Consider the following 20,413-nt stretch of genomic DNA (forward strand, 5'->3'; position numbering starts at 1 on the left):
TTAATGGTTAAAATGATCAACCTAGTGTATTTAATGTCTGTAATTTTAATCTTTCTTTACAGCTGTATGGTCATGGATCACATCGGCGATAATGCTTACCGCTTGATCGATTTCTTCTTTGGTTACATACAGGTTCGGCAGCAGCCGAATCACGTTAGGTCCTGCAGTGATAAACAGCAGGCCGCGTTTTTGACCTTCGAGCACCAGCTCGCTCACCGGTTCAGCGCACTCAATGCCGACCAAAAGTCCAAGGCCGCGAATCGCTTGAATATGCGGAATGCCCGCGAGCTTCTCTGTCAATTGCTCTTTCAGATAAGCTCCCATCTCAGCCGCGCGCTGTGGAAGCTGATCCTCCAGCATCGTCTCCATGGTGGCAATGATAGCAGCCGTCGCAATTGGCGTTCCGCCGAAGGTCGAGCCATGGCTGCCCGCGCTGAATGCATCCCGCAGGAAAGCCTTGCCGAGCATCGCTCCGGTCGGAAACCCGCTGGCGATCCCTTTGGCCAGGGTGAAAATGTCCGGCTCGATGCCATAATGCTCATGCGCGAACAGTTTACCCGTTCGGCCCATGCCAGTCTGTACTTCATCAATAATCAGCAGCAGACCATTCTCCTTGCACAGCTCCTCTATCGCATGAACAAAGTCAGCTTCGACTGGAAGCACGCCGCCTTCTGCAAGCACCATCTCCAGCATAATTGCCGCCGTATTATCGGTAATGGCTGCTTTTAAAGCATCGAGATCATGAAGCGGAACGCTTTTGAAGCCGGCAGGAAGCGGCAGGAAGCCGTCCTTTACTTTATCCTGGCCTGTTGCCGTCAGTGTTGCAAGCGTCCGTCCATGAAAGGATTGGACAAAGGTAATGATCTCGAAGCGCCCGTTGTTTTGAATCTTCTGATGATAACGACGGGCCAGCTTGATGGCGGCTTCATTCGCCTCGGCGCCGCTGTTGCAGAAAAATACGGCGTCTGCACAACTGTTCGCCGTCAGAAGCGAGGCTGCCTTTTCTTGATTCGGAATTTGGAACAGATTCGACACATGCCACAGCTCATCAAGCTGGGCCTTCAACTTCGCGTTAACCTTCTCCGGCGCGTGCCCGAGATTGGTAACCGCAATGCCGCTCATGAAATCGAGGTATTTGTTGCCTTGGTCGTCCCACAGCCAGCTTCCTTGCCCTTTAACGAGGCTGATGGGATATCTCGCATAGGTCGGGAACAGCGAACTGGACTGTCCTGCTGGATTGCTCATTGTAATCACTCCTGTCATTGAATTTATTTATTTGAAATACTTATCTCACAATCCGAGTCCCAATCTCTTCGCCATGCAGTACGCGGCTCAGAACCTTCGGTTCGCTGCCGTTGACGATAACCACTTCCTGCACGTCCCCCTGTATGCAGCTAACCGCTGCTTTTACCTTGGGAATCATGCCGCCGTAAATGTCTCCGCTCGCGATCATGTCCTCGATCTGCTGCACCGTCACTACCGGTAGAACCTGCTTCTCGCCCTCGATTTCTTTCATGATGCCCGGCACATCCGTAACCACGATCATCCGGTCCGTTCCGAGATGCGAAGCTACCGCACCTGCTGCCGTATCGGCATTGATGTTATATCGCTGTCCGCTTGCATCCACACCAACCGGAGCGATCACAGGTATGTATCCCATGGCCGTAATGCCTTGAATGATGTCCGACTGCACATGCGTCACATCGCCGACCCAGCCGACCTCCGATGCATTCGCTACAGGCTGAGCCTGAATCAAGGCCCCGTCAACGCCTGAAATCCCAAGCGCAAGGCCGCCGCTTTGCTGAATACGTCTCACAATCTGCTTGTTGATGCTGCCTGCAAGCACCATTTCCACTACATCCAGCACTGCTTCCGTCGTCCGGCGCAGACCGTTCACAAATTCAGTTTCGATCCCGAGCTTCTCCAGATTCTCGGAAATCGCCGGTCCGCCGCCATGGACGATCACAGGTTGAATGCCGGATGCCTGCAGCAGCTTCAAATCCTCAAAAAAAGAATCCGGCAGCGCCGCGAGCGTGCTTCCGCCACACTTCATCACAAAGCTGATCTCACCCGATGGGTTCGCAGCCGCATCCTGTTCCTTGTGATCCAATGTCTTCACTGCTCTCTCCCCCATTTCCGCTCTATTACGTCCGGTATGCCGCATTAATGCGGACATAATCATACGTGAGGTCACAGCCCCAAGCCGTTGCTCGGCCTTCTCCGTGATGGAGGTCAATCACAATGCGGATGGTATCACCTTTCAGATATTTCAAAGCTTCATCCTCATCGAATACGACTGGACGCGAGCTTTCCAAAACAGAAATATCTCCAATGTGAATATCAACGGTTTCCGGATTCACAGGCTCTCCAGCGCGTCCAACCGCTGCGATAATCCGTCCCCAGTTCGCATCAGCGCCGAACACTGCCGATTTCACGAGGCTTGAACCAATAATGGTTTTGGCAATTGCACGGGCGGACAAGTCGCTTACTGCGCCATTTACGTTAACCTCAACGAGCTTGGTTGCTCCTTCCCCGTCACGGGCAATCGCTTGAGCCAGCACTTGGCACACATAGGTGAATCCTGCTGCAAAACTAGCCCAATCCGGATGGGATGGAGTTAGCGTTTCATTACCTGCCAGGCCGCTCGCCATAGTAATGAGCATGTCATTGGTGCTTGTATCTCCATCGACTGTGATCATATTAAAAGTTACATCCGTTGCCTGCCGCAAAAGCTGCTGCAGCGCGTCCGCTTCGATCACTGCGTCCGTTGTCATAAAAGCAAGCATCGTCGCCATGTTCGGATGGATCATCCCCGAGCCCTTGGCTGCCCCGGCAATGGTAATCCCTTTGCCATTCACTTCAACTGAGACGCAGGCTTCCTTTTTCACCAGATCCGTTGTGAGAATCGCCTGTGAGAAGTCCTCCGCACCGGAAGCTTCACTGGTAAGCCGCTGTGGTAGTCCGGCGATGCCAGCCGTTACACGATCCATCTTGAGCAGTTCGCCGATCACGCCCGTCGATGCAACGGCTACATCCTGCTCTGCAACGCCCAGATGGCGTGCTGCTTCCGCCCGCATGGTATAGGCATCGGCTTCGCCCTGCTGCCCTGTGCAGGCATTGGCATTGCCGCTATTCACGACTACAGCCTGCAGTCTGCCGCTCTGCAGACTTTCGCGAGTTACCTTCAGCGGTGCCGCCTGAAACACATTCGTGGTGTATACAGCCGCTGCTACAGCCGGCACTTCACACAAGATCGCGCCTAGATCATGGCGATCGGTTTTCTTAAGACCGCAGTGCAAGCCACCTGCGGAAAAGCCTTTTGGCGTTATAATGGAACCGCCTTGTACGACGGTATATTTTTCTTGTCCCATAATGTTGTTCATCCCGCGCCTTACGGATACACCGGTGTGTAGCCCAGTCCGAGATTCTCCTCCCATCCCATCATCAGATTCAGGTTCTGTATCGCTTGGCCAGCCGCGCCTTTGACAATATTGTCGATGACCGTAATAATCGTCACACGTCCTGTCCGTTCATCTGCCGCAAACCCGATGTCGCAATAGTTTGATCCATATACTTCTTTGGTTGCCGGCCAAATTCCTTTATCCCGTACACGCACGAACGGACGGCCTTTATAATACTGTCTGTACAGCTCCACAAAATCCTCGTTGTTGTACACGCCATTCATCTGGGCATACATGGTACTCATAATCCCGCGCGTCATCGGTACAAGCTGAGTTGTAAACGTGACGGTCACCGGCTCACCGGTCACCTGACCAAGCACCTGCTCAATTTCTGGGATATGCTGATGCTTATTCACTTTGTAAGCTTTAAAGTTTTCATTAATTTCCGCATAATGCGAAGTCAGGCTGGTACCGCGGCCCGCGCCGGATACACCGGATTTCGCATCGATAATGATGCTTTTCGGATCAATCCAGCCGGAGCTGATCGCAGGAATTAGGCCCAGCAGTGTTGCAGTCGGATAACAGCCCGGATTTGAAATGAAGTCCACATCCTTGGCTTCCTCACCAAAAATCTCACACAGGCCATAAACAGCTTTCTCCAGGTAGCTCTGCTCCGGTGCCGGATGTTTATACCACTTCTCGTAAGTCCCGCCGTCCTTGATCCGAAAATCGCCTGAGAGGTCGATGACCTTCAATCCTGCTTCAAGCAGCCCGGGAACCAGCTTCGAGCTTACGCCTGATGGCGTTGCCGTGAAGACAACGTCTGCCTTATCCGCGATTTCCGCTGCGTTGACTCCATCCAGATCGCGGACGATAATATCCGTTAAATGCGGAAAGCCTTCCGATATCGGCGTTCCCGCGCTTGATGATGAAATAACCGACGTAATTTCTGCAAACGGATGCGCCTGCAGCAAGCGGATCAATTCCACCCCGCCGTAGCCTGTCGAGCCGACAATTGCAATTCTGATCTTACTGGTTTCCCCATATTCTCCTGGCATCCCCGTGTACCCCTCTCTATCACCTGGCTTGCATCGCTCTAATAAATATGTATTATTATACGACCGCATTTATATAAATACAATACTTTTAAGTGAATTCCGTCTTGTCCCATCAGGGGTTTTTGGGAAAATATGAATAATGCAGTCATCCTTATAAACTTCGTTAGAAAATATCTACAACAAAAAAAGACAGCGAACCATCTCGCTGCCTTCATTCATACTGTTACGATCTTTAAGATTCCAATTTAAAACCTTCTCCAAGCACCTCATGCGTATTACTGATAATCACAAAAGCCTCGGGGTCTACAGCCCGTATCAGCGCCTTTAAGCGTGTCGTCTCACTTTGACCGATCACAACCATCAACACCGTGCGATTGTCGCCTGTATAACCACCCTGGGCGTTTAGCTTCGTCAATCCCCGGTCAAGGTCATGCAAAATGGCTTCGCTGATTTTTTCCGTATGATTGGAAATGATATAAGCCACTTTGGAATAGTTGAAGCCAAGCTCGACTGCATCAATGACCTTACCCGTTACATAGAGACCAACCAAGGCGTACAGTGCCTTTTCCAAAGACAAGGTACACGCAGCTAAAGTAATAACACTCCCGTCCAGTAGGACGATACATGCAGAGAAGCTGAGTCCACTGTACTTTTGTATGACTTGAGCGAGGATTGTCAGACCTCCGGTGGATCCTCTGCCGCGGTACACAATACCGATGCCGAGACCTACGGCTATTCCTCCATAGATGGAAGCAAGCAGTGGATTATCTGTAGGGATCGGCCAGTCTTTGGTGAGAAATACGAACAGAGGCAAAATCACACTGCCAAGCAGCGAGCGAAGACCATAGTTTTTGCCAAGCAGTAGGATACCAAGTACAAAGAGCGGGATATTCAGAGCCCACTGGGTAAATGCAGGTTCAAGACCGAACCAAGCCTCTACCAATACGGAGATCCCGGATACGCCGCCGGAAGCAATGCCATGAGGCAGGAAGAACAGATTAAAGCCTACTGCAATAATCAATGAACCGATGACGATAAGAACGGTATCCACCAGATGGCGAATCGGGCCGGTTGGCGGAATAATGGGAGCCTTTCTGCGGCTCGGCGTTGTGACTTGAGACATCTTTCATTTCTCTCCTTGATTTCATATTCTCTTGATATTTGATGAGGTCATCCGCTCTTTATAAAAAAGTGCCTTGACGCCAAAAATTCCTACACAACAATGTAGAGTGAACGAGAGGAAAAACAATTCTTCGTTCAATCTATATAGCGTGTAGGAATTTCATAGGTTTTATTCGGTATCCACTTTAATCTGGCTGCGCAAAAAGCCGTCGATGAATGGATCCAGATCTCCGTCCATCACAGCGCCGACATTGCCGGTCTCCACTGAGGTACGGTGGTCCTTTACCATACTATAGGGATGAAACACGTAGGAGCGAATCTGGCTGCCCCATGCAATGTCCGACTGTTCTCCTCGGATTTCATCCAGTTGTTTTTGTTGTTCTTCGATTTTGCGCTCATACAATTTGGAACGGAGCATCGTCATCGCACGCTCGCGGTTCTTAATCTGTGAACGTTCGTTCTGGCAGGTTACCACGACGCCGGACGGCAAGTGGGTAATCCGTACGGCCGAGTCCGTCGTATTGATGTGCTGTCCACCCGCGCCGCTGGCCCGGTAGGTATCAATCTTCAGATCCTCCGTTCGGATCTCCACATCGGTGTCCTCGGTAATTTCCGGTACGACATCGCAGGATACGAATGAAGTATGGCGCCGTCCTGACGAGTCAAAAGGCGAGATCCGTACCAACCGGTGCACGCCCTTCTCGGCTTTAAGATAGCCATAGGCATTAAAACCTTTGATCAGCAGCGTGACGCTCTTGATTCCCGCCTCGTCACCAGGCAGATAATCGAGAACTTCAACCTTGAAGCCACTTTTCTCCGCCCATCTCGTATACATCCGCAGCAGCATTTGTCCCCAATCTTGTGACTCGGTTCCACCTGCCCCCGGGTGCAGCTCCAAAATGGCATTCATTTTATCATAAGGCTGATTCAGGAGCAGATCGAGCTCGAAATCATCAAGCTTTTTCTTGAGGCCCTTCACTGCTTCGGCGATTTCGTCAAAGAGCGACTCCTCCCCTTCTTCGTCCGCTAGCTCAGCCATCATGGACGTATCGTCATATTCCTGCTGCAGCTTCTCGTATTGGTCTACGGAAGACTTGACCGCGTTCATTTCTGCGATTACAGCCTGCGCCTTTTCATTGTCGTCCCAAAAATCTGGCGCGGACATCTTCTCTTCAAAGTTAGCGATCATTTCCTGCTTAAGGTCTAAGTCAAAGAGACCCCCTAAGGTTAGTTAATTTGGTTGCGATTTCTCGCAAATCATGCTTGATGGATGGATCGATCATGAACTTTCCCTCACCTCTTTATTGACATAAACTCCCTTAAAGAAGGGAAGCACGTGCAGAAAACTTTTCCGCGCCGCCGCATCCTTCGTTCAAGGGAGTCTGGTTCCGCACCTGCAAGAGGCGCAGCTTATATCCTTACATGGCTTTTGGCTGCAATTCAGCCGCATGTTATACTATGCATTTTCCTGCGAAAGCTACAACTATTCTTGACCATGGCAATGTTTATATTTTTTGCCGCTGCCGCAAGGACAAGGATCGTTGCGACCGATTTGATCGCCAACGTGCACCGGTTTTTTCTCAGCAGGTTCACCGTTGGTAGTCACTTGGCTTTCTTCTATCACCGACTGGCGTTCCTGGTTCGCTTCGATATGAGCCTTCATCACATATGTGGCCACTTCTTCCTGAATGCTGGCCGTCATCTCGTTGAACATTTCAAAGCCCTCGAACTGGTATTCACGGAGCGGATCGGTACCGCCGTAAGCACGGAGGTGGATACCTTGACGAAGCTGATCCATCGCGTCGATGTGGTCCATCCACTTGCTGTCTACGGAACGGAGTACGATAACCTTCTCGAACTCGCGTACAAGCTCGGAGCCGATTTTTTCTTCGCGTACGTCGTATTTGGTCTTCACTTTTTCGAAGATGTAATCTTCCATATCCTGAACTTCTTTACCCCATAGCTCATCGCGTGTCACAGCACCTTCATCCAGCAGCTTGCTGTTCACATAATCGGCAACCTCTTGGAGTTCCCAGTTCTCAGGAATTTCGTCCGAGCAGTGAGCTTCGACCACGCGGTCGATGACCGGTTTGATCATGTTCATAACGATATCCTTGATGTTCTCAGATTCCATAATTTCGCGGCGTTGTTTGTATATAATTTCACGCTGCTGATTCATGACATCGTCATATTGGAGAACGACTTTACGCAGATCGAAGTTGTTGCCTTCGACGCGTTTTTGCGCGGATTCGATCGCACGGGTAATCATTTTGCTCTCGATCGGCTGGTCTTCTTCAAAACCGAGACGGTCCATCATGTTGAGCACGTTGTCCGCACCAAAACGCTTCATCAGCTCATCCCCAAGGGACAGATAGAACTGAGTGGAGCCCGGGTCGCCTTGGCGTCCCGCACGTCCGCGAAGCTGGTTATCGATCCGGCGCGACTCGTGGCGCTCTGTACCGATGATGTGCAGACCGCCGAGATCCGAAACACCGTCACCCAGCAAGATATCCGTACCGCGGCCCGCCATGTTAGTGGCGATCGTAACAGCGCCCGCCTGACCGGCACCGGAAATGATTTCGGCCTCTTCGGCATGGTATTTGGCGTTCAGCACCTGGTGTTTGACACCTTTGCGCTTCAGCATATCGGAGATCAGCTCGGAGTTTTCAATGGAAACCGTACCGACCAGAACCGGCTGGTTCTTTTTGTGGCGTTCCACGATTTCCTCAACCACAGCCTTGAATTTGCCATTCTCGCTCTTATAGACCACGTCCGCCATATCCGCGCGTTGGTTCGGTTTATTCGTAGGGACCTGGAGCACTTCCAGTCCGTAAATTTTCTTGAATTCTTCTTCCTCGGTCTTAGCCGTACCTGTCATGCCCGCTAGCTTGCGGTACATCCGGAAGTAGTTCTGGAACGTGATGGTAGCGAGCGTCATGCTCTCGTTCTGAACCTCAATGCCTTCCTTCGCCTCGATCGCCTGGTGCAAACCATCGCTGTAACGGCGGCCTGCCATCAAGCGGCCTGTAAATTCGTCGACGATGACGACCTCGTCCTCTGTCACGACATAGTCCACATCGCGGCGCATAATCACATTCGCTTTCAGCGCTTGTACAATGTGGTGGTTAAGCGTAACATGAGCGTGGTCGTACAGGTTCTCGATGCCAAAAGCGCGCTCGGCTTTCGCCACACCTTTTTCGGTAAGCGCTACGGATTTGACCTTGATATCAACTGTGTAATCCTCTTCCACCTGCAGCTGCTTCACAAAACGGTCAGCCACGTAGTAGAGCTGCGTCGATTTCTGAGCTTGTCCGGAAATGATCAGCGGCGTACGGGCTTCATCGACCAGGATGGAGTCCACTTCGTCAATCGTACAGAAGTACAACGGACGCTGAACCATCTGTTCTTTATAAAGCACCATGTTATCACGCAGGTAGTCAAAACCGAACTCGTTATTGGTACCGTACGTAATATCGCATGCATAAGCGATTTGTTTATCAGCATGGTCCATGCCGTTCAGGTTGACCCCGACCGTCATGCCCAAAAATTCATAGATTTGGCCCATTTCCTGGCTGTCGCGCTGTGCAAGGTAATCATTGACCGTGACCACATGCACGCCTTTGCCCAGAAGAGCGTTCAGATATACCGGAAGCGTACCGACAAGGGTTTTACCTTCACCGGTCTTCATCTCCGCAATACGGCCCTCGTGGAGCGCCATACCGCCGACCAGCTGTACATCATAGTGTCTTTTACCAAGAACACGTTTGGACGCCTCACGGACGGTCGCAAACGCTTCAGGAAGCAGTTCGTCCAGTGTCTCGCCTTTTTCGATGCGCGCACGGAATTCTTCTGTCTTGGCTTTTAGCTGCTCATCCGAGAGCTTTTCGAAATCCGGTTCTATTTTGTTAATTTGCTCGACCGTCTTCATCAGACGTTTGACATCACGATCATTCGTGTCGCCAAATATTTTTTTAACTAGTCCTAGCATGGTTAACCCCTTTCACGCAAAACAAATGGTTAAATTAACTTCAAGAAATCAGGGTTATCAACAAATGAAATCGGGTCCGGGGATCCAACCTCACAGACATGTGCTGGATGATTGGATTCGTGCGCGAACCGATTCATACAGAAATGTGGGTGATCTGCTGAATGAGATATATCCGGACAAAGAATCGACTCCATCCAGACAAAAAATAACTGTTTGAAGTTAATTCGTTGAAATATACATATTAAATCCTGAAAATGATGTTTGCATAAATTGTAACAGTTTGTAAAGAAAGCCGCAACAGTGCGGATGACAATGCACACGCGGTTTTTGGGCTCTATTATCTATATACGCAAGAAGAGCCCAATCCGTTGCAGGATATGGGCTCTTTTTCATTCATTTGAGTAATTAATTATTGCATAATCATGAAAATTGTACCTTCAGAATGTGAAGCCCGCTTCATACGAATCTGATTAGTTCTGCTCGATCAAACCGTACTTGCCGTCATTACGTTTGTAAACAACGCTCACTTCTTGAGTATCAATGTTGGAGAATACGAAGAAATTATGTCCGACCATGTTCATCTGCAAAATGGCCTCTTCCACATCCATCGGTTTGAATGTGAAGCGTTTCGTGCGGACCACTTCAAAATCCTCAAAGTCGTCCTCCGTCTGGTGTTCAGCCGTAACGAGGCCTGCTGCGGTCTCATCCGTGAAGAGATTCTTTAGACTGACATCCTGACGGAACTTGCGGTTCAATTTTGTTTTGTGTTTGCGGATCTGGCGTTCCAACTTGTCCACAACGGCATCAATCGATGCATACATATCATCGCTGCGGTCCTCTGCCCGAAGCATAACGCCTGGGAGCGGAATCGTCACCTCCACGGTGTGCAATCCTCTAACGACACTAAGTGTTACATATCCTTCTGAGGTAAGGGGTGCATCAAAATACTTCTCAAGTCTGCTGAGCTTCTTGTCAACGTAGTCTTTCAAAGCATCAGTCACTTCAATTTGTTGACCTCGAATACTAATATTCATAGGGCACTCCTCCTTTGCAGTTCCATTGTATCACATTTGTTAACGCTATGTAAAAAGGCATTTCTGTGGACGGTGACAGCAATGGAAGCCTTTACTTTTTTTTGCTTCCCGCATTAAGGAAAGATGTGAATTTTTACCCGATGTGGGGGGAATGGAACTGGGAGGAGAGCTTTCTTAAAACATAAAAAACCCTGGATTTCTCCAGGGTTTTAAGCTATCGTTCTTCAATTACTTAACCATCTAACCGTATTATGTAGGTCAGCCTTGCGGGATGATTATAATTTGATTACGTTAGCTGCTTGTGGTCCACGTGCGCCTTCGACGATGTCGAATTCTACGTCTTGACCTTCTTCCAAAGTCTTGAATCCATCAGTTTGGATTGCGGAGAAGTGTACGAATACGTCTCCACCCTCAGAAGTCTCGATGAAACCATAACCTTTTTCTGCATTGAACCATTTAACTTTTCCTTGCATGCACAAACATTCCCTTCGTCATCAAATAAAGTGTGACTTGCGTCCACATTCCTGAATATACCACTGAGGCTTGTCTGTTGTCAATTGGAAAAGAAAATGATTTAGTTCAAATAATTTCCAAAACAGACCGATTATTTAGCGTTATTACCGTATGTAAGTCAAATTTAACAGAGAATGAATATATTTTAATTTAATTGCTGAGAATCATTCGGACCTAAATTAGTATTGAAACAAAAAGAATTAGATAAGTCAAAGCTGAATTAATTTATATACGAAAATAGTAGTGGACCAATAGAAACCACGTAACCGATCGTCAATCTTAAGTGTTTGACTGGATGTAGCCGATATACTAACTATTATAATAACTCAGTACATTATGGAGGCTCCAATGGAAAACTTAATTTCTCTGTGCATGATAGTTAAAAACGAGGAAAAGCTAATCTCACGTTGTCTAGAGAGCGTTAAAAAACTGGTAGATGAAATTATCATTATTGATACGGGCTCTATTGATAAAACTAAATCTATTGCACGTCAATATACAAATCATGTTTATGATTATAAATGGAATGATGATTTTGCAGCAGCGCGTAATGAATCCTTGCGTCATGCAACAGGAAAGTGGATCTTAATACTAGATGCAGACGAATATATAAAGGAAAGTGAACATGATTTTGAGAAACTCAGACAATATTTGAATTCTCAGAATCCAAACCAACCTTGCTGCTATATTTTGAAAATTTTAAATCTAACAGGAAACGGTTACGATGAAACCAATATTATCGAATCAAGCGGAGCTCGTTTGTTCAATAACAACGTTAATATACATTACTCTCAGCCAATACACGAACAATTGACAGTAGCAAATGGAACTATTGAATTTAAAAACATTTTATTAACTCTTCATCATTCCGGATACATTCATGAAATTGTTAATCAAAAAAACAAATCGCATCGAAATATGGAAATTCTCAAAACAATGGAAACAGGAAACAAAGATAATCCTTATTATCACTTTATCCTTGGTAATGAATATTCTAATTCAGGAGAATCTGATTTAGCCCTGCAATCCTACCATTTATCTTATGAGAAAAGTAGTCCTCGGGATACTTGGTTCTTCCACCTGATGGATCGTCTTATTACCACAGAGTTAGAGAAAGCCAAATATTCTGATGCTTTTGAGCATATACAAACAGGAAAAAAGTTAAAGCCGCAGTTTGTAGATTACTATTGCTTTAGCGGAATTCTTTTAGACAGTCTAGGTTTTTTAAAGGCAGCCGCTAATGAATTCAAAAAATGTATCGAGCTCGCAGAAGAGGCGAATAAGAAAAATCATCCATATTGGATCGTACAACCGACTTTTGGAAACGTAGTTCCCTTAGAAATGCTTGGAGAAATATCAAGAAAAAAGGGGAACATCTCTATTGCTATAATGTATTGGATAAAGGCTTTAGTCTTACAACCCAAAAACTTCAGAATTTCACAGACATTAATAGATCATTTGGTTGGAACTGAATCAATAGAGACCACAAAAGATATTCTTAATAAACTTTATCCAAGGGATCACGCAATCAATAATGTCCTATTATATAAAATGGCACTCAATACTGCTGATGATAAGTTAGTTCATATTTATAAGCGTGAGATTGATAACGCAGGAATAAAGTTAAAATATGAGGATAGAATCCAAACTGCGTTGTTCTTAAAGAAACCGATAGTTTTTGAGGAATGCCAAGAAAAGGTTCCATCCCATATTGCTGTAATGGCAGCTATATTAACTGGGCAATCAGAATGGATCAGGCTGGCTTCGGATAATAAAGAAACTTGCTTATTATTAGTAGAGCAAATTCAAAAGACTTTTAGTAATCAAACAATTGAGTCCAATGTCTTAGCCAATCATGAACAATTACTTTCTAAAGTTTTATTTTTCATGTGGAAATATAATTACAGAGAAGAGTATTTCTTGATCGTTAATGAGGTAGCCAATGAAAAAACTCTTAATATGTTACTTCAATTGTTCTATAGATCTGGTAAACTAGAGGACACTCTTGACTTAGCGACCATATTATTGGAAAGCAACATACTTGACGCCGAGGGACACAAACTAATGGCACAATGGAGTATCATTGCAAAGGATCCAAATCAAGCTAATATGTTCATCATGGCTTCGATTAATGAACCACCGATTGATTATTTGGGCCTAATTACCGAAAATAGCGATGATATAGCAAATAGCAAGGAAATGCTAGAATTATACTATTGCGTATATCCAGAACTTCTTCATTTATCGTTCTAAATAAAAATGCTGGTTTGATTAATATAATCAAACCAGCATTTTTTTCACATTATTTGTAAGTAAACATGGTAGTATTACTTGCCTGACCATCTGGATTGATTACTTTAACTTCAACGCTTCCTGTGTTCCCACTAGGCACTGTAACCTTCACTCTAGTTGGATTTACATAAGTAACAGCTGTAGCCTCAACATTACCGAAAAATACCTTTGGCTTATTAGTGAAATTCGAGCCGTTAATATAAATAATAGTTCCAGCACTTTCACTTGTTGAAGTTAAACTAGTGATGGTTGGAGAAGGCAGAACTGGACCGTTATTATAATTAAATGTAGCAGACGCTGACTCTCCATTGGATAGAGTGACGACAAGCGGTACATCACCAACTACTGAGCTAGGAGGAATAGTAACTTTAAGTCGAGTGTTGTTAACAAAGGTAACTGCTGCACTTACACCATTGACGGTAACAGATGCTGTGCTATCAAAGTTCTTACCGTCCACATAAGTTATATCGCCACCTGCTTTACTTCCTGTACTTGGCGACAGACTAGTAATCACAGGAAGTACTTTTGTATATTCATATCCATCCGCTAATGTCCCTGTTCCTCCATCTGGATTAGTTACTGTTATGTCTACTTTACCGATCTGTTGAGCCGCAGGAACTGTCACTTTGAGACGACTTGAGCTCACGTACGTGCTTCCCACACTATTAGAACCAAATGAAACAGTCGCTCCAGATTTGAAGTTAGAGCCATTTATATAAATAATGTCTCCACCAGAAGCTAAACCAGTATTTGGTGTTAGTGAAGTCACAGTTACTGGTACAATAACCGGTAAAGTATATTCATAACCTTCCTTCTCCAATGCTTCATTGGTATCATTCAGGACTTTAACATCAACTTTGCCTGGAGCGGCGCTTGGTGGCACGGTCACCTTTAGGCGAGTGCTGTCGACATACGTACTAATCGCCAAGTTCCCGCCAATATATACCTTGGAAATGTTACTAACAAAATTAGTTCCATTAATATAAATAACTTCTCCACCTGCAACTAAACCAGTATTAGGGCTAATGGAAACAATAGTAGGAGTCGGATAAACAATAGGTTCATAAGTATATGCATTAGCCAATACGAACGATTTTCCATCTAAATCAACTACACTTACATCAACTGTTCCTGGTGACTCTCCCTTCGGAATAGTGACTTTAAAGCGTGTTGGAGAGATTAATGTTGCCGTAGCTTCTTTACCTCCAATTAGAACCTTCATTCCCGACTTGAAATTCTTACCGTCCAGATAAGATATTTCCCCTCCTGTAATTGACCCTTTATTAGGAGAAATAGAAATTATCTCCGGATCTGTAGATGGAGGAGTATCATAGGAGAAACCATTTTTAATGGTAACACTAGTTCCATCAGGATTCGTAAATGTAACGTCTACTGGACCCGGTGCTGTTCCTGCAGGAGTAATGACTTTTAGATATGTTGGATTACTGTAGGAGGATACAGTTGCGGGTTGATCAGCGAACTTAACAGATAATCCTTTCATTAAGTAATTACCTTGTACTACTACTGTGGTGCCTCCGGCTAGTGGTCCATTACTTGGGGAAAGACTTGTCACGATAGGATCAATCTTATATTGAAACTGCCCCACAGCCTTCTGTCCATCAGGATTTTTTACAGTTACATCTACAAGCCCTTGAACCCCTTTTGGTGAAGTAACAGTAATCTGATTATTATCGACTACATTAACATTCGTCGCATTATTAAGCCCAAACTGAACTACCGCTCCAGGCATAAAGTTTTTACCATTTATGGTAACACTCTCTCCTCCATTAGGATGCCCATATGGCTCTGTAATAGAAGTAATTACAGGGGCGGGTAATTTAACTGTAAGATTAGAGCCAGGAATTGATTTTGTACGGGAAGCACCAGCATAATCTTTATAGCTTATTAGAGAAGAAGAAGTGGATACTGGGAAGTTCCCCGTTTTTGTCTTACTAACTGGGCGGATTTTGTAATTAAATGTCAAAGTGCTATTCTTAAGCTCATTGAATTTCCACGTCAGTACATTCCCCGAAACTTCAGGTTTAGGAATATTCTGGTCGTACGATCCAGGTACAATTTCAAAATCCGGTCCAACAATATCTGTGACTGTCACATCAAATGCACTAGCCATTCCAATTTCTTTGACTATTGCCGCGTATATTTCGCTTAATCCGACAGACCCAAGTACAAAATGATGGTGATTTGCTGTGGTTGCCATTTCTTTCAATAAAGTGTTTGGGCCACTTTTCTCTGGATCATCACTAGCTTTCAATAATGCAATCGTATAGAAAATAATCCCAGCATCTTTCGCCTCTTGTGCTTTACTTTTCGCAAAACCATATGGATCATTTTTCGGTTCTGTTGCATCACCATCAGTCATAATAATAATGACCGGTTGTGCCTCTGGACGATGATCTGCGAGCATTTTCATCGCTACATCTATTGCATCTCCCGTTGCCGTAGCTCCATTAGCCTTAATTCCATCAATGTAGTTTTTGGCCACATCTTTGTCTGTTGTAAATGGAAGGGACTTGATTAGTTCTACAGATGAAAAATCCACAACCGCTACTCTATGTTTTGTAAAATCCATCAAGTCCACAAAACCCTTTGCAGCGTCTTTTGCATTCTGCATTTTGTCTTCCCCATTGTTATATTGTGGAAGCATACTACCAGATTTATCAATGATCAACACAACATCATTCGGTACTACTACATTCACAGGAGGTGTACCTAAGATACTTAGGTTGACATCCGCTTGTTCCTCGGTAGTAATTGAACTTGGATTCACTGTTTTAGTCACATTTACATAGTCAATTGTAGCTGCACTAACTTTAGGTGCTGGTGTGAATACCCCACCAATTAATAAACATACTGTCATAAATAAAGTAAAATACTTCATTATTTTTTTCATTTTATTCCTCCTCTTTTACTTATTCATCTTTGGCTATCTATAAAGAACCCCATAGAGTAAACACTTTCCGTATTGTAAGAACTACGTGTTCGTCTTCCGTCAATAAATTTGGATATACCTTTTTCTATTGTTTTTTTTGTCTGTAATAAATGTTCAGCAATTTCTCTCTCTTTAATCAAACACATTTCGAGAGTCTCCCTATTTGCAGCGGTGAAATGGGAATCTGTTAATATGAGATTAATTGAGTCCCGAATCCGAATTTGTTCTGATTGAAACTCTAAAAGTTTGCCATCGGATTCTTCATCATTTAAATCTAAATCTAAAATTCCCTCTGTTATATCCAATAGTTCTGATAAATAATTATCCAATTGACTCTTCATCTTAGTTTACTTCACTTTTCTTCATTGACTTTAGAGCTTCCATCCAAGTATCGCGAAGATCTGTTAAAAGATGAATTGATTCGTTTATAGCCTCTTTGCTCTGCTTAGTGTTAGCCTCTTGTAGTCTGAACTGAATAAAGTCATAAATACTAAACAAATTATGAGATATCTCGTAATTCATATCCAAAGTAGATTGAAGCTCATCAACAATATTCTGTGCCTTAATAAGATTATTGTGTCTACCAGAGATATCATTACCTTCAATACAAATGAGAGAAGTTTTGAGGAACCGTATACATCCATTATAGAGCATAAGAGTTAACTCTCCTGGCGAAGCTGTCTGCACTTGAGCTCTAATATAATTTTCTTGAACGTGAAGCCCCATGCTTCACTCACCTCTTTTCGTCGATGATAGCCCCTACGGTTAACTCTTTTAATTTTTCTACCAAATCAATTAATTTCTCTGAGGGAATTTCTTTAATCACTTCATGGGTGTCCCTTGTTACAACTTGTACTATGATATCCCCAGTTGCTTCGTGCACTTTAAAGTTAAATTCATGTTGTGATCCTTCAGCAGCTTTATTCGCTTTCTCAATAGCATTTACCAATGCCTTTTCACTAACCGACAAAATCTGTCCTTTACTTTTCTCTTTCAAAACCGAGTATTCGCCAGCTGCTAAATTTATGGGTTGCTCTTTAATCTGTGACTGCACTTGATGAATTTTGGACTGTACTTCCATATTCATTCTCTCCCTATCACCCTAACTGTTGTGCAAGCCAATTCATTTGCGCATTGCCATTGGCAATAGCTTTTTCCATTACTGAAAAACGCTTATAGTAGTTATCCTCTTTCTTATTAAGGATCGCATTCATCGACATTATTCTACTCTCGAGATCAAAGACCTTCTTCCCGATTACAGTAGAAACATCATTGGTAGCTCCATCTATTCGACCCGCTTCCTTGATAAGAGAGCCCATGATGTTATCCACTCTCTTATACATCGTTACAGCAATACCCTCTTGACTCTCGAATCCTGGGTTGTTTGTAAATAGCGCATTAACTGCCTCCGGGTTTTGAGAAATCGCATTTTTAAGTTTTGCCTCATCTATGACGATCTTACCCGCATTTTTAATATCCCCTCGTACATAAGGAGCTGTCGTTATTCCTACCTCTGATAATGTATTGAATTCATCTGCAATTCCATCAACCTCTTTACTAAGTAATTCTCGCAAAGAACTTTTAATGTTCTTTAAGATTGAGGAATTATGCAATAAGCCTATCTTCACCTTTGATTCCCATGTTGCAATATCCGATTCATTCATCGCGCTTCTCTGATCATCGGTAAGAGGGCTGTAATTACGATCCCTTGTCTCACCTAAACGAGTATTAACAAGTTCAATCAGATCATTATAAGAAGATACGAATTTCTTAACTTTATCGACAACAGCATCAGGATCAGCCGCAACATTTATAGTAACGGCTTCGGACGTTACCTTATTCAACTGTATAGACATGCCATCGTAGTTAAAGTTGTTACTTGAAAATGTTTTCTCTTCGTTATCAATTTTTACAATAGCATCAGTTCCATTAGCTGTACCATCTGCTACTTTGATAGCTTCCAAGAAATTACCGGACACTGACTCAAGCTTTAATTCAGAAGTAGACCCAGTTTGCCGAGATTTAAACACAAATTTATTATTTACTGAATCATAGCTCATGTTTACATTTGCGGATGAGCTGTTTACTTTTGTCATTATGGATTGTATTGTGGAATTTTCGTCATATGTAATAGATACCCCATTGACTTTAAATTCCCCTGGAACTTGCAGTGGTTGATTATAGTTTAGATTACTAGATTGGGCTAAATCACTTAATTTCATATTAACATCTAACCGATAAGACTGACCGTCTGTAAAACCAAGCGCTGAAAGCGCACCATTCATCTCTTTTACTGTGATCTGTGGTTTTTTCCCTGAGCTAGTTATAGGGTCTAGTGTGAGTCTATTTCCTCCATCAATTCCTACTTGCACTTTATTTGATCCAAATTGCGAGTTGATTGCTGTCTGGAGTGCACCCTTCATTTCATCTACCGTATAAGTACCAGCTGGTATTTTTATTGCTTTGGCTTGATTATCCAATGTTACGATCATCTGATCGTTTACTCCTTGGACAATCGTTGCATCAGAATAAGGATTTCCCATTAAACCAAAATTCGAAACATTTTCTCCTCCTGAAATAGATGCATTCGTTGCCAAAGCAATCACTTCAAGAGAATATGATGACTTCGAGGAACTCCCATTCATTGATACGGATATATCTCCAGATGATGAAGTAGCTTTAGTTCCCGTGAGACCCGAGCTAAATCTCATAGCATTCAATGCTTCACGTAATGAAGATACTTTAGTATTGATCTCTCGATACAAACTCGTTTGATAGTTTAATAGATCCTTTTGCTGTTTTAGCTTAACTTGTGGCATTCGCTCTGCCTTCATTAAATCACTAACAATTTTATCGATATCCATGCCTGAAGACATACCCGTTATTCTCATTGGCATCTTAGGACCAGCTCCCCTCAAATATACTAGTTAATATATATATCGAACTACCACCGGATATTATTTAGTATTATTTATGAGTTCGGTTAATCGATTATTTGATGGACCGAATCCATGTCCTGCTGCAAGTTGGTAATATTTTTTAGCGACTACGAGATTCCCCGTAACCTCATAGTAAACACCCAGATTGTGAGCAGCACGATAACTACCGCTGCCGATTAAAGTTGAGTAATGATCCGTTTCTCCAATTTCTAACGCGAATTTAAAATACTTCTCAATCAATTGAAATTTACCACATTCTATAGCTAATATGCCTAAGACAAATGGAAGATCTGGGAATTTAGGATACATCGGCACAAACAATTCTAATAGTTCAATTGCTTGTTGACTCTTGCCCAGTTCCTTAAGTGTATACCCTAGTTGTACAAGCATGGGGGCAAAGTATAACCGATCAAACTGTTCCAAACATAAGCATTCTTCGAAGGCTTCATAAGCATTTTCAAACTGTTTATTTGAATAATACAATTTCCCTAATTGATAGAGCATATAACCGTTGTTAGGATCTTTCTCTATAATGCGCTTATACATTTTGATGTAACGATTAAATTTCCCCATCTTTAAATAAGTTTCTGGATTATATCCAAAGTGTTCTATTTCGATATCACACTTGATCATTTGTATTTCTTGATTATTTTTCCTCAAGTGCTCATGAACCTCTCCATAAAAGCGAAACTCTGGTCTATTTGGGAAGAAACGAATCATTCGACTCATATTTACTTCATCATTAATTACATTTGAAATTTTGACAGCACCAGCTTCTGATGGGAAATTAGATACAAAATCATCAATCTGTCTTACGACATTTGGTGATAACTTCTCATCGGCATCAATAAATAGTATGTAATCCCCTGAAGCCTTTTCAATCGCCCAATTACGAGCATCAGAGAAACTGTCATTCCATTCAAAATAATAAACTTTTGCTTTATACTCGCTCGCTATTTTGACCGTCTCATCCGTTGAACCGGTATCTACTACAATTAATTCGTAACTAGGGGGCACACTGGCCAATGCTCTAGCGATCTGTTCTGCCTCATTTTTAACAATCATACATACGCTAATCTTCATATTGTAAATAGCTCCTCATGAAAAAAGAGCCCA

Annotated in this window: 16 protein-coding genes; 1 reads left to right on the top strand and 15 read right to left on the bottom strand. The window is 43.8% G+C overall.

All coding sequences use genetic code 11. The features are described from left to right. Positions 1-45: 45 nt before the first annotated feature. From MUG84_RS13460 to MUG84_RS13500, 9 genes are all read right to left on the bottom strand, one after another. Complete coding sequence (locus MUG84_RS13460; protein WP_244725565.1) at positions 46-1,245, bottom strand: acetylornithine transaminase; 1,200 nt, start codon at positions 1,243-1,245, stop codon at positions 46-48. A 40-nt stretch (positions 1,246-1,285) separates the two neighbouring features. Beyond that, the gene (argB, locus tag MUG84_RS13465; RefSeq protein ID WP_244726062.1) at positions 1,286-2,053 is read right to left on the bottom strand and encodes an acetylglutamate kinase; all 768 of its coding nucleotides are present in this window, start codon (positions 2,051-2,053) and stop codon (positions 1,286-1,288) included. Positions 2,054-2,144: 91 nt separating this feature from the next. Continuing rightward, on the bottom strand, positions 2,145-3,371 hold the full coding sequence (gene argJ / locus MUG84_RS13470; protein ID WP_244725566.1) for a bifunctional glutamate N-acetyltransferase/amino-acid acetyltransferase ArgJ: 1,227 nt from the start codon (positions 3,369-3,371) through the stop codon (positions 2,145-2,147). 20 nt (positions 3,372-3,391) lie between these two features. Beyond that, a complete protein-coding gene (gene argC / locus MUG84_RS13475; protein ID WP_244725567.1) occupies positions 3,392-4,459 on the bottom strand; it encodes an N-acetyl-gamma-glutamyl-phosphate reductase in 1,068 nt (355 codons plus the stop codon). 232 nt (positions 4,460-4,691) lie between these two features. Then, complete coding sequence (locus tag MUG84_RS13480) at positions 4,692-5,582, bottom strand: YitT family protein (protein WP_244725568.1); 891 nt, start codon at positions 5,580-5,582, stop codon at positions 4,692-4,694. A gap of 168 nt (positions 5,583-5,750) precedes the next feature. Then, positions 5,751-6,864, bottom strand: a protein-coding gene (prfB, locus tag MUG84_RS13485) for a peptide chain release factor 2 (RefSeq protein WP_244725569.1) whose coding sequence is annotated in 2 segments (ribosomal slippage) — positions 5,751-6,791 and positions 6,793-6,864 — 1,113 coding nt in all. Because the reading frame shifts where the segments join, the coding sequence is not laid out codon by codon here. Between the two features lie 200 nt (positions 6,865-7,064). After that, positions 7,065-9,569 (bottom strand): preprotein translocase subunit SecA, encoded by a 2,505-nt coding sequence (secA, locus tag MUG84_RS13490; RefSeq protein WP_244725570.1) that lies wholly within the window; start codon positions 9,567-9,569, stop codon positions 7,065-7,067. A 470-nt stretch (positions 9,570-10,039) separates the two neighbouring features. Then, entirely contained in the window at positions 10,040-10,603 is a 564-nt protein-coding gene (gene hpf / locus MUG84_RS13495; RefSeq protein ID WP_244725571.1) for a ribosome hibernation-promoting factor, HPF/YfiA family, read from the bottom strand. 275 nt (positions 10,604-10,878) lie between these two features. After that, positions 10,879-11,076, bottom strand: coding sequence for a cold shock domain-containing protein (locus tag MUG84_RS13500; protein WP_244725572.1), 198 nt, complete (start codon positions 11,074-11,076; stop codon positions 10,879-10,881). Between the two features lie 388 nt (positions 11,077-11,464). On the opposite strand from MUG84_RS13500, the gene MUG84_RS13505 reads away from it, so the two are divergent. Beyond that, complete coding sequence (locus MUG84_RS13505; protein ID WP_244725573.1) at positions 11,465-13,369, top strand: glycosyltransferase family 2 protein; 1,905 nt, start codon at positions 11,465-11,467, stop codon at positions 13,367-13,369. A 49-nt stretch (positions 13,370-13,418) separates the two neighbouring features. On the opposite strand, the gene MUG84_RS13510 is transcribed toward MUG84_RS13505, so the two are convergent. From MUG84_RS13510 to MUG84_RS13535, 6 genes are read right to left on the bottom strand one after another with little or no spacing between them, the layout of a single operon-like run. After that, positions 13,419-16,319 carry an IPT/TIG domain-containing protein gene (locus tag MUG84_RS13510; RefSeq protein ID WP_244725574.1) on the bottom strand — a complete coding sequence of 967 codons (2,901 nt, stop codon included), beginning with the start codon at positions 16,317-16,319 and terminating at the stop codon, positions 13,419-13,421. 23 nt (positions 16,320-16,342) lie between these two features. Then, positions 16,343-16,699, bottom strand: coding sequence for a hypothetical protein (locus tag MUG84_RS13515; protein ID WP_244725575.1), 357 nt, complete (start codon positions 16,697-16,699; stop codon positions 16,343-16,345). A gap of 1 nt (position 16,700) precedes the next feature. Further along, complete coding sequence (gene fliS, locus MUG84_RS13520) at positions 16,701-17,084, bottom strand: flagellar export chaperone FliS (RefSeq protein WP_244725576.1); 384 nt, start codon at positions 17,082-17,084, stop codon at positions 16,701-16,703. 7 nt (positions 17,085-17,091) lie between these two features. Continuing rightward, complete coding sequence (locus tag MUG84_RS13525; RefSeq protein ID WP_244725577.1) at positions 17,092-17,439, bottom strand: flagellar protein FlaG; 348 nt, start codon at positions 17,437-17,439, stop codon at positions 17,092-17,094. Positions 17,440-17,455: 16 nt separating this feature from the next. Then, complete coding sequence (fliD, locus tag MUG84_RS13530) at positions 17,456-19,255, bottom strand: flagellar filament capping protein FliD (RefSeq protein ID WP_244725578.1); 1,800 nt, start codon at positions 19,253-19,255, stop codon at positions 17,456-17,458. A gap of 60 nt (positions 19,256-19,315) precedes the next feature. Beyond that, positions 19,316-20,380: a tetratricopeptide repeat-containing glycosyltransferase family 2 protein gene (locus tag MUG84_RS13535; RefSeq protein WP_244725579.1), complete on the bottom strand. Its 1,065-nt coding sequence runs from the start codon at positions 20,378-20,380 to the stop codon at positions 19,316-19,318. Between the last annotated feature and the right edge of the window lie 33 nt (positions 20,381-20,413).

Source organism: Paenibacillus mangrovi, from assembly GCF_022898935.1.
GTDB classification, from domain to species: Bacteria; Bacillota; Bacilli; order Paenibacillales; family Paenibacillaceae; genus Paenibacillus_AQ; species Paenibacillus_AQ mangrovi.

Excerpts from the sequence above, each read along its gene's own strand:
- MUG84_RS13460 (WP_244725565.1), bottom strand. The coding sequence starts at position 1,245 with ATGAGCAATCCAGCAGGACAGTCCAGTTCGCTGTTCCCGACCTATGCG.
- argB (WP_244726062.1), bottom strand. The coding sequence starts at position 2,053 with ATGAAGTGTGGCGGAAGCACGCTCGCGGCGCTGCCGGATTCTTTTTTT.
- argJ (WP_244725566.1), bottom strand. The coding sequence starts at position 3,371 with ATGGGACAAGAAAAATATACCGTCGTACAAGGCGGTTCCATTATAACG.
- argC (WP_244725567.1), bottom strand. The coding sequence starts at position 4,459 with ATGCCAGGAGAATATGGGGAAACCAGTAAGATCAGAATTGCAATTGTC.
- MUG84_RS13480 (WP_244725568.1), bottom strand. The coding sequence starts at position 5,582 with ATGTCTCAAGTCACAACGCCGAGCCGCAGAAAGGCTCCCATTATTCCG.
- secA (WP_244725570.1), bottom strand. The coding sequence starts at position 9,569 with ATGCTAGGACTAGTTAAAAAAATATTTGGCGACACGAATGATCGTGAT.
- hpf (WP_244725571.1), bottom strand. The coding sequence starts at position 10,603 with ATGAATATTAGTATTCGAGGTCAACAAATTGAAGTGACTGATGCTTTG.
- MUG84_RS13500 (WP_244725572.1), bottom strand. The coding sequence starts at position 11,076 with ATGCAAGGAAAAGTTAAATGGTTCAATGCAGAAAAAGGTTATGGTTTC.
- MUG84_RS13505 (WP_244725573.1), top strand. The coding sequence starts at position 11,465 with ATGGAAAACTTAATTTCTCTGTGCATGATAGTTAAAAACGAGGAAAAG.
- MUG84_RS13510 (WP_244725574.1), bottom strand. The coding sequence starts at position 16,319 with ATGAAAAAAATAATGAAGTATTTTACTTTATTTATGACAGTATGTTTA.
- MUG84_RS13515 (WP_244725575.1), bottom strand. The coding sequence starts at position 16,699 with ATGAAGAGTCAATTGGATAATTATTTATCAGAACTATTGGATATAACA.
- fliS (WP_244725576.1), bottom strand. The coding sequence starts at position 17,084 with ATGGGGCTTCACGTTCAAGAAAATTATATTAGAGCTCAAGTGCAGACA.
- MUG84_RS13525 (WP_244725577.1), bottom strand. The coding sequence starts at position 17,439 with ATGGAAGTACAGTCCAAAATTCATCAAGTGCAGTCACAGATTAAAGAG.
- fliD (WP_244725578.1), bottom strand. The coding sequence starts at position 19,255 with ATGCCAATGAGAATAACGGGTATGTCTTCAGGCATGGATATCGATAAA.
- MUG84_RS13535 (WP_244725579.1), bottom strand. The coding sequence starts at position 20,380 with ATGAAGATTAGCGTATGTATGATTGTTAAAAATGAGGCAGAACAGATC.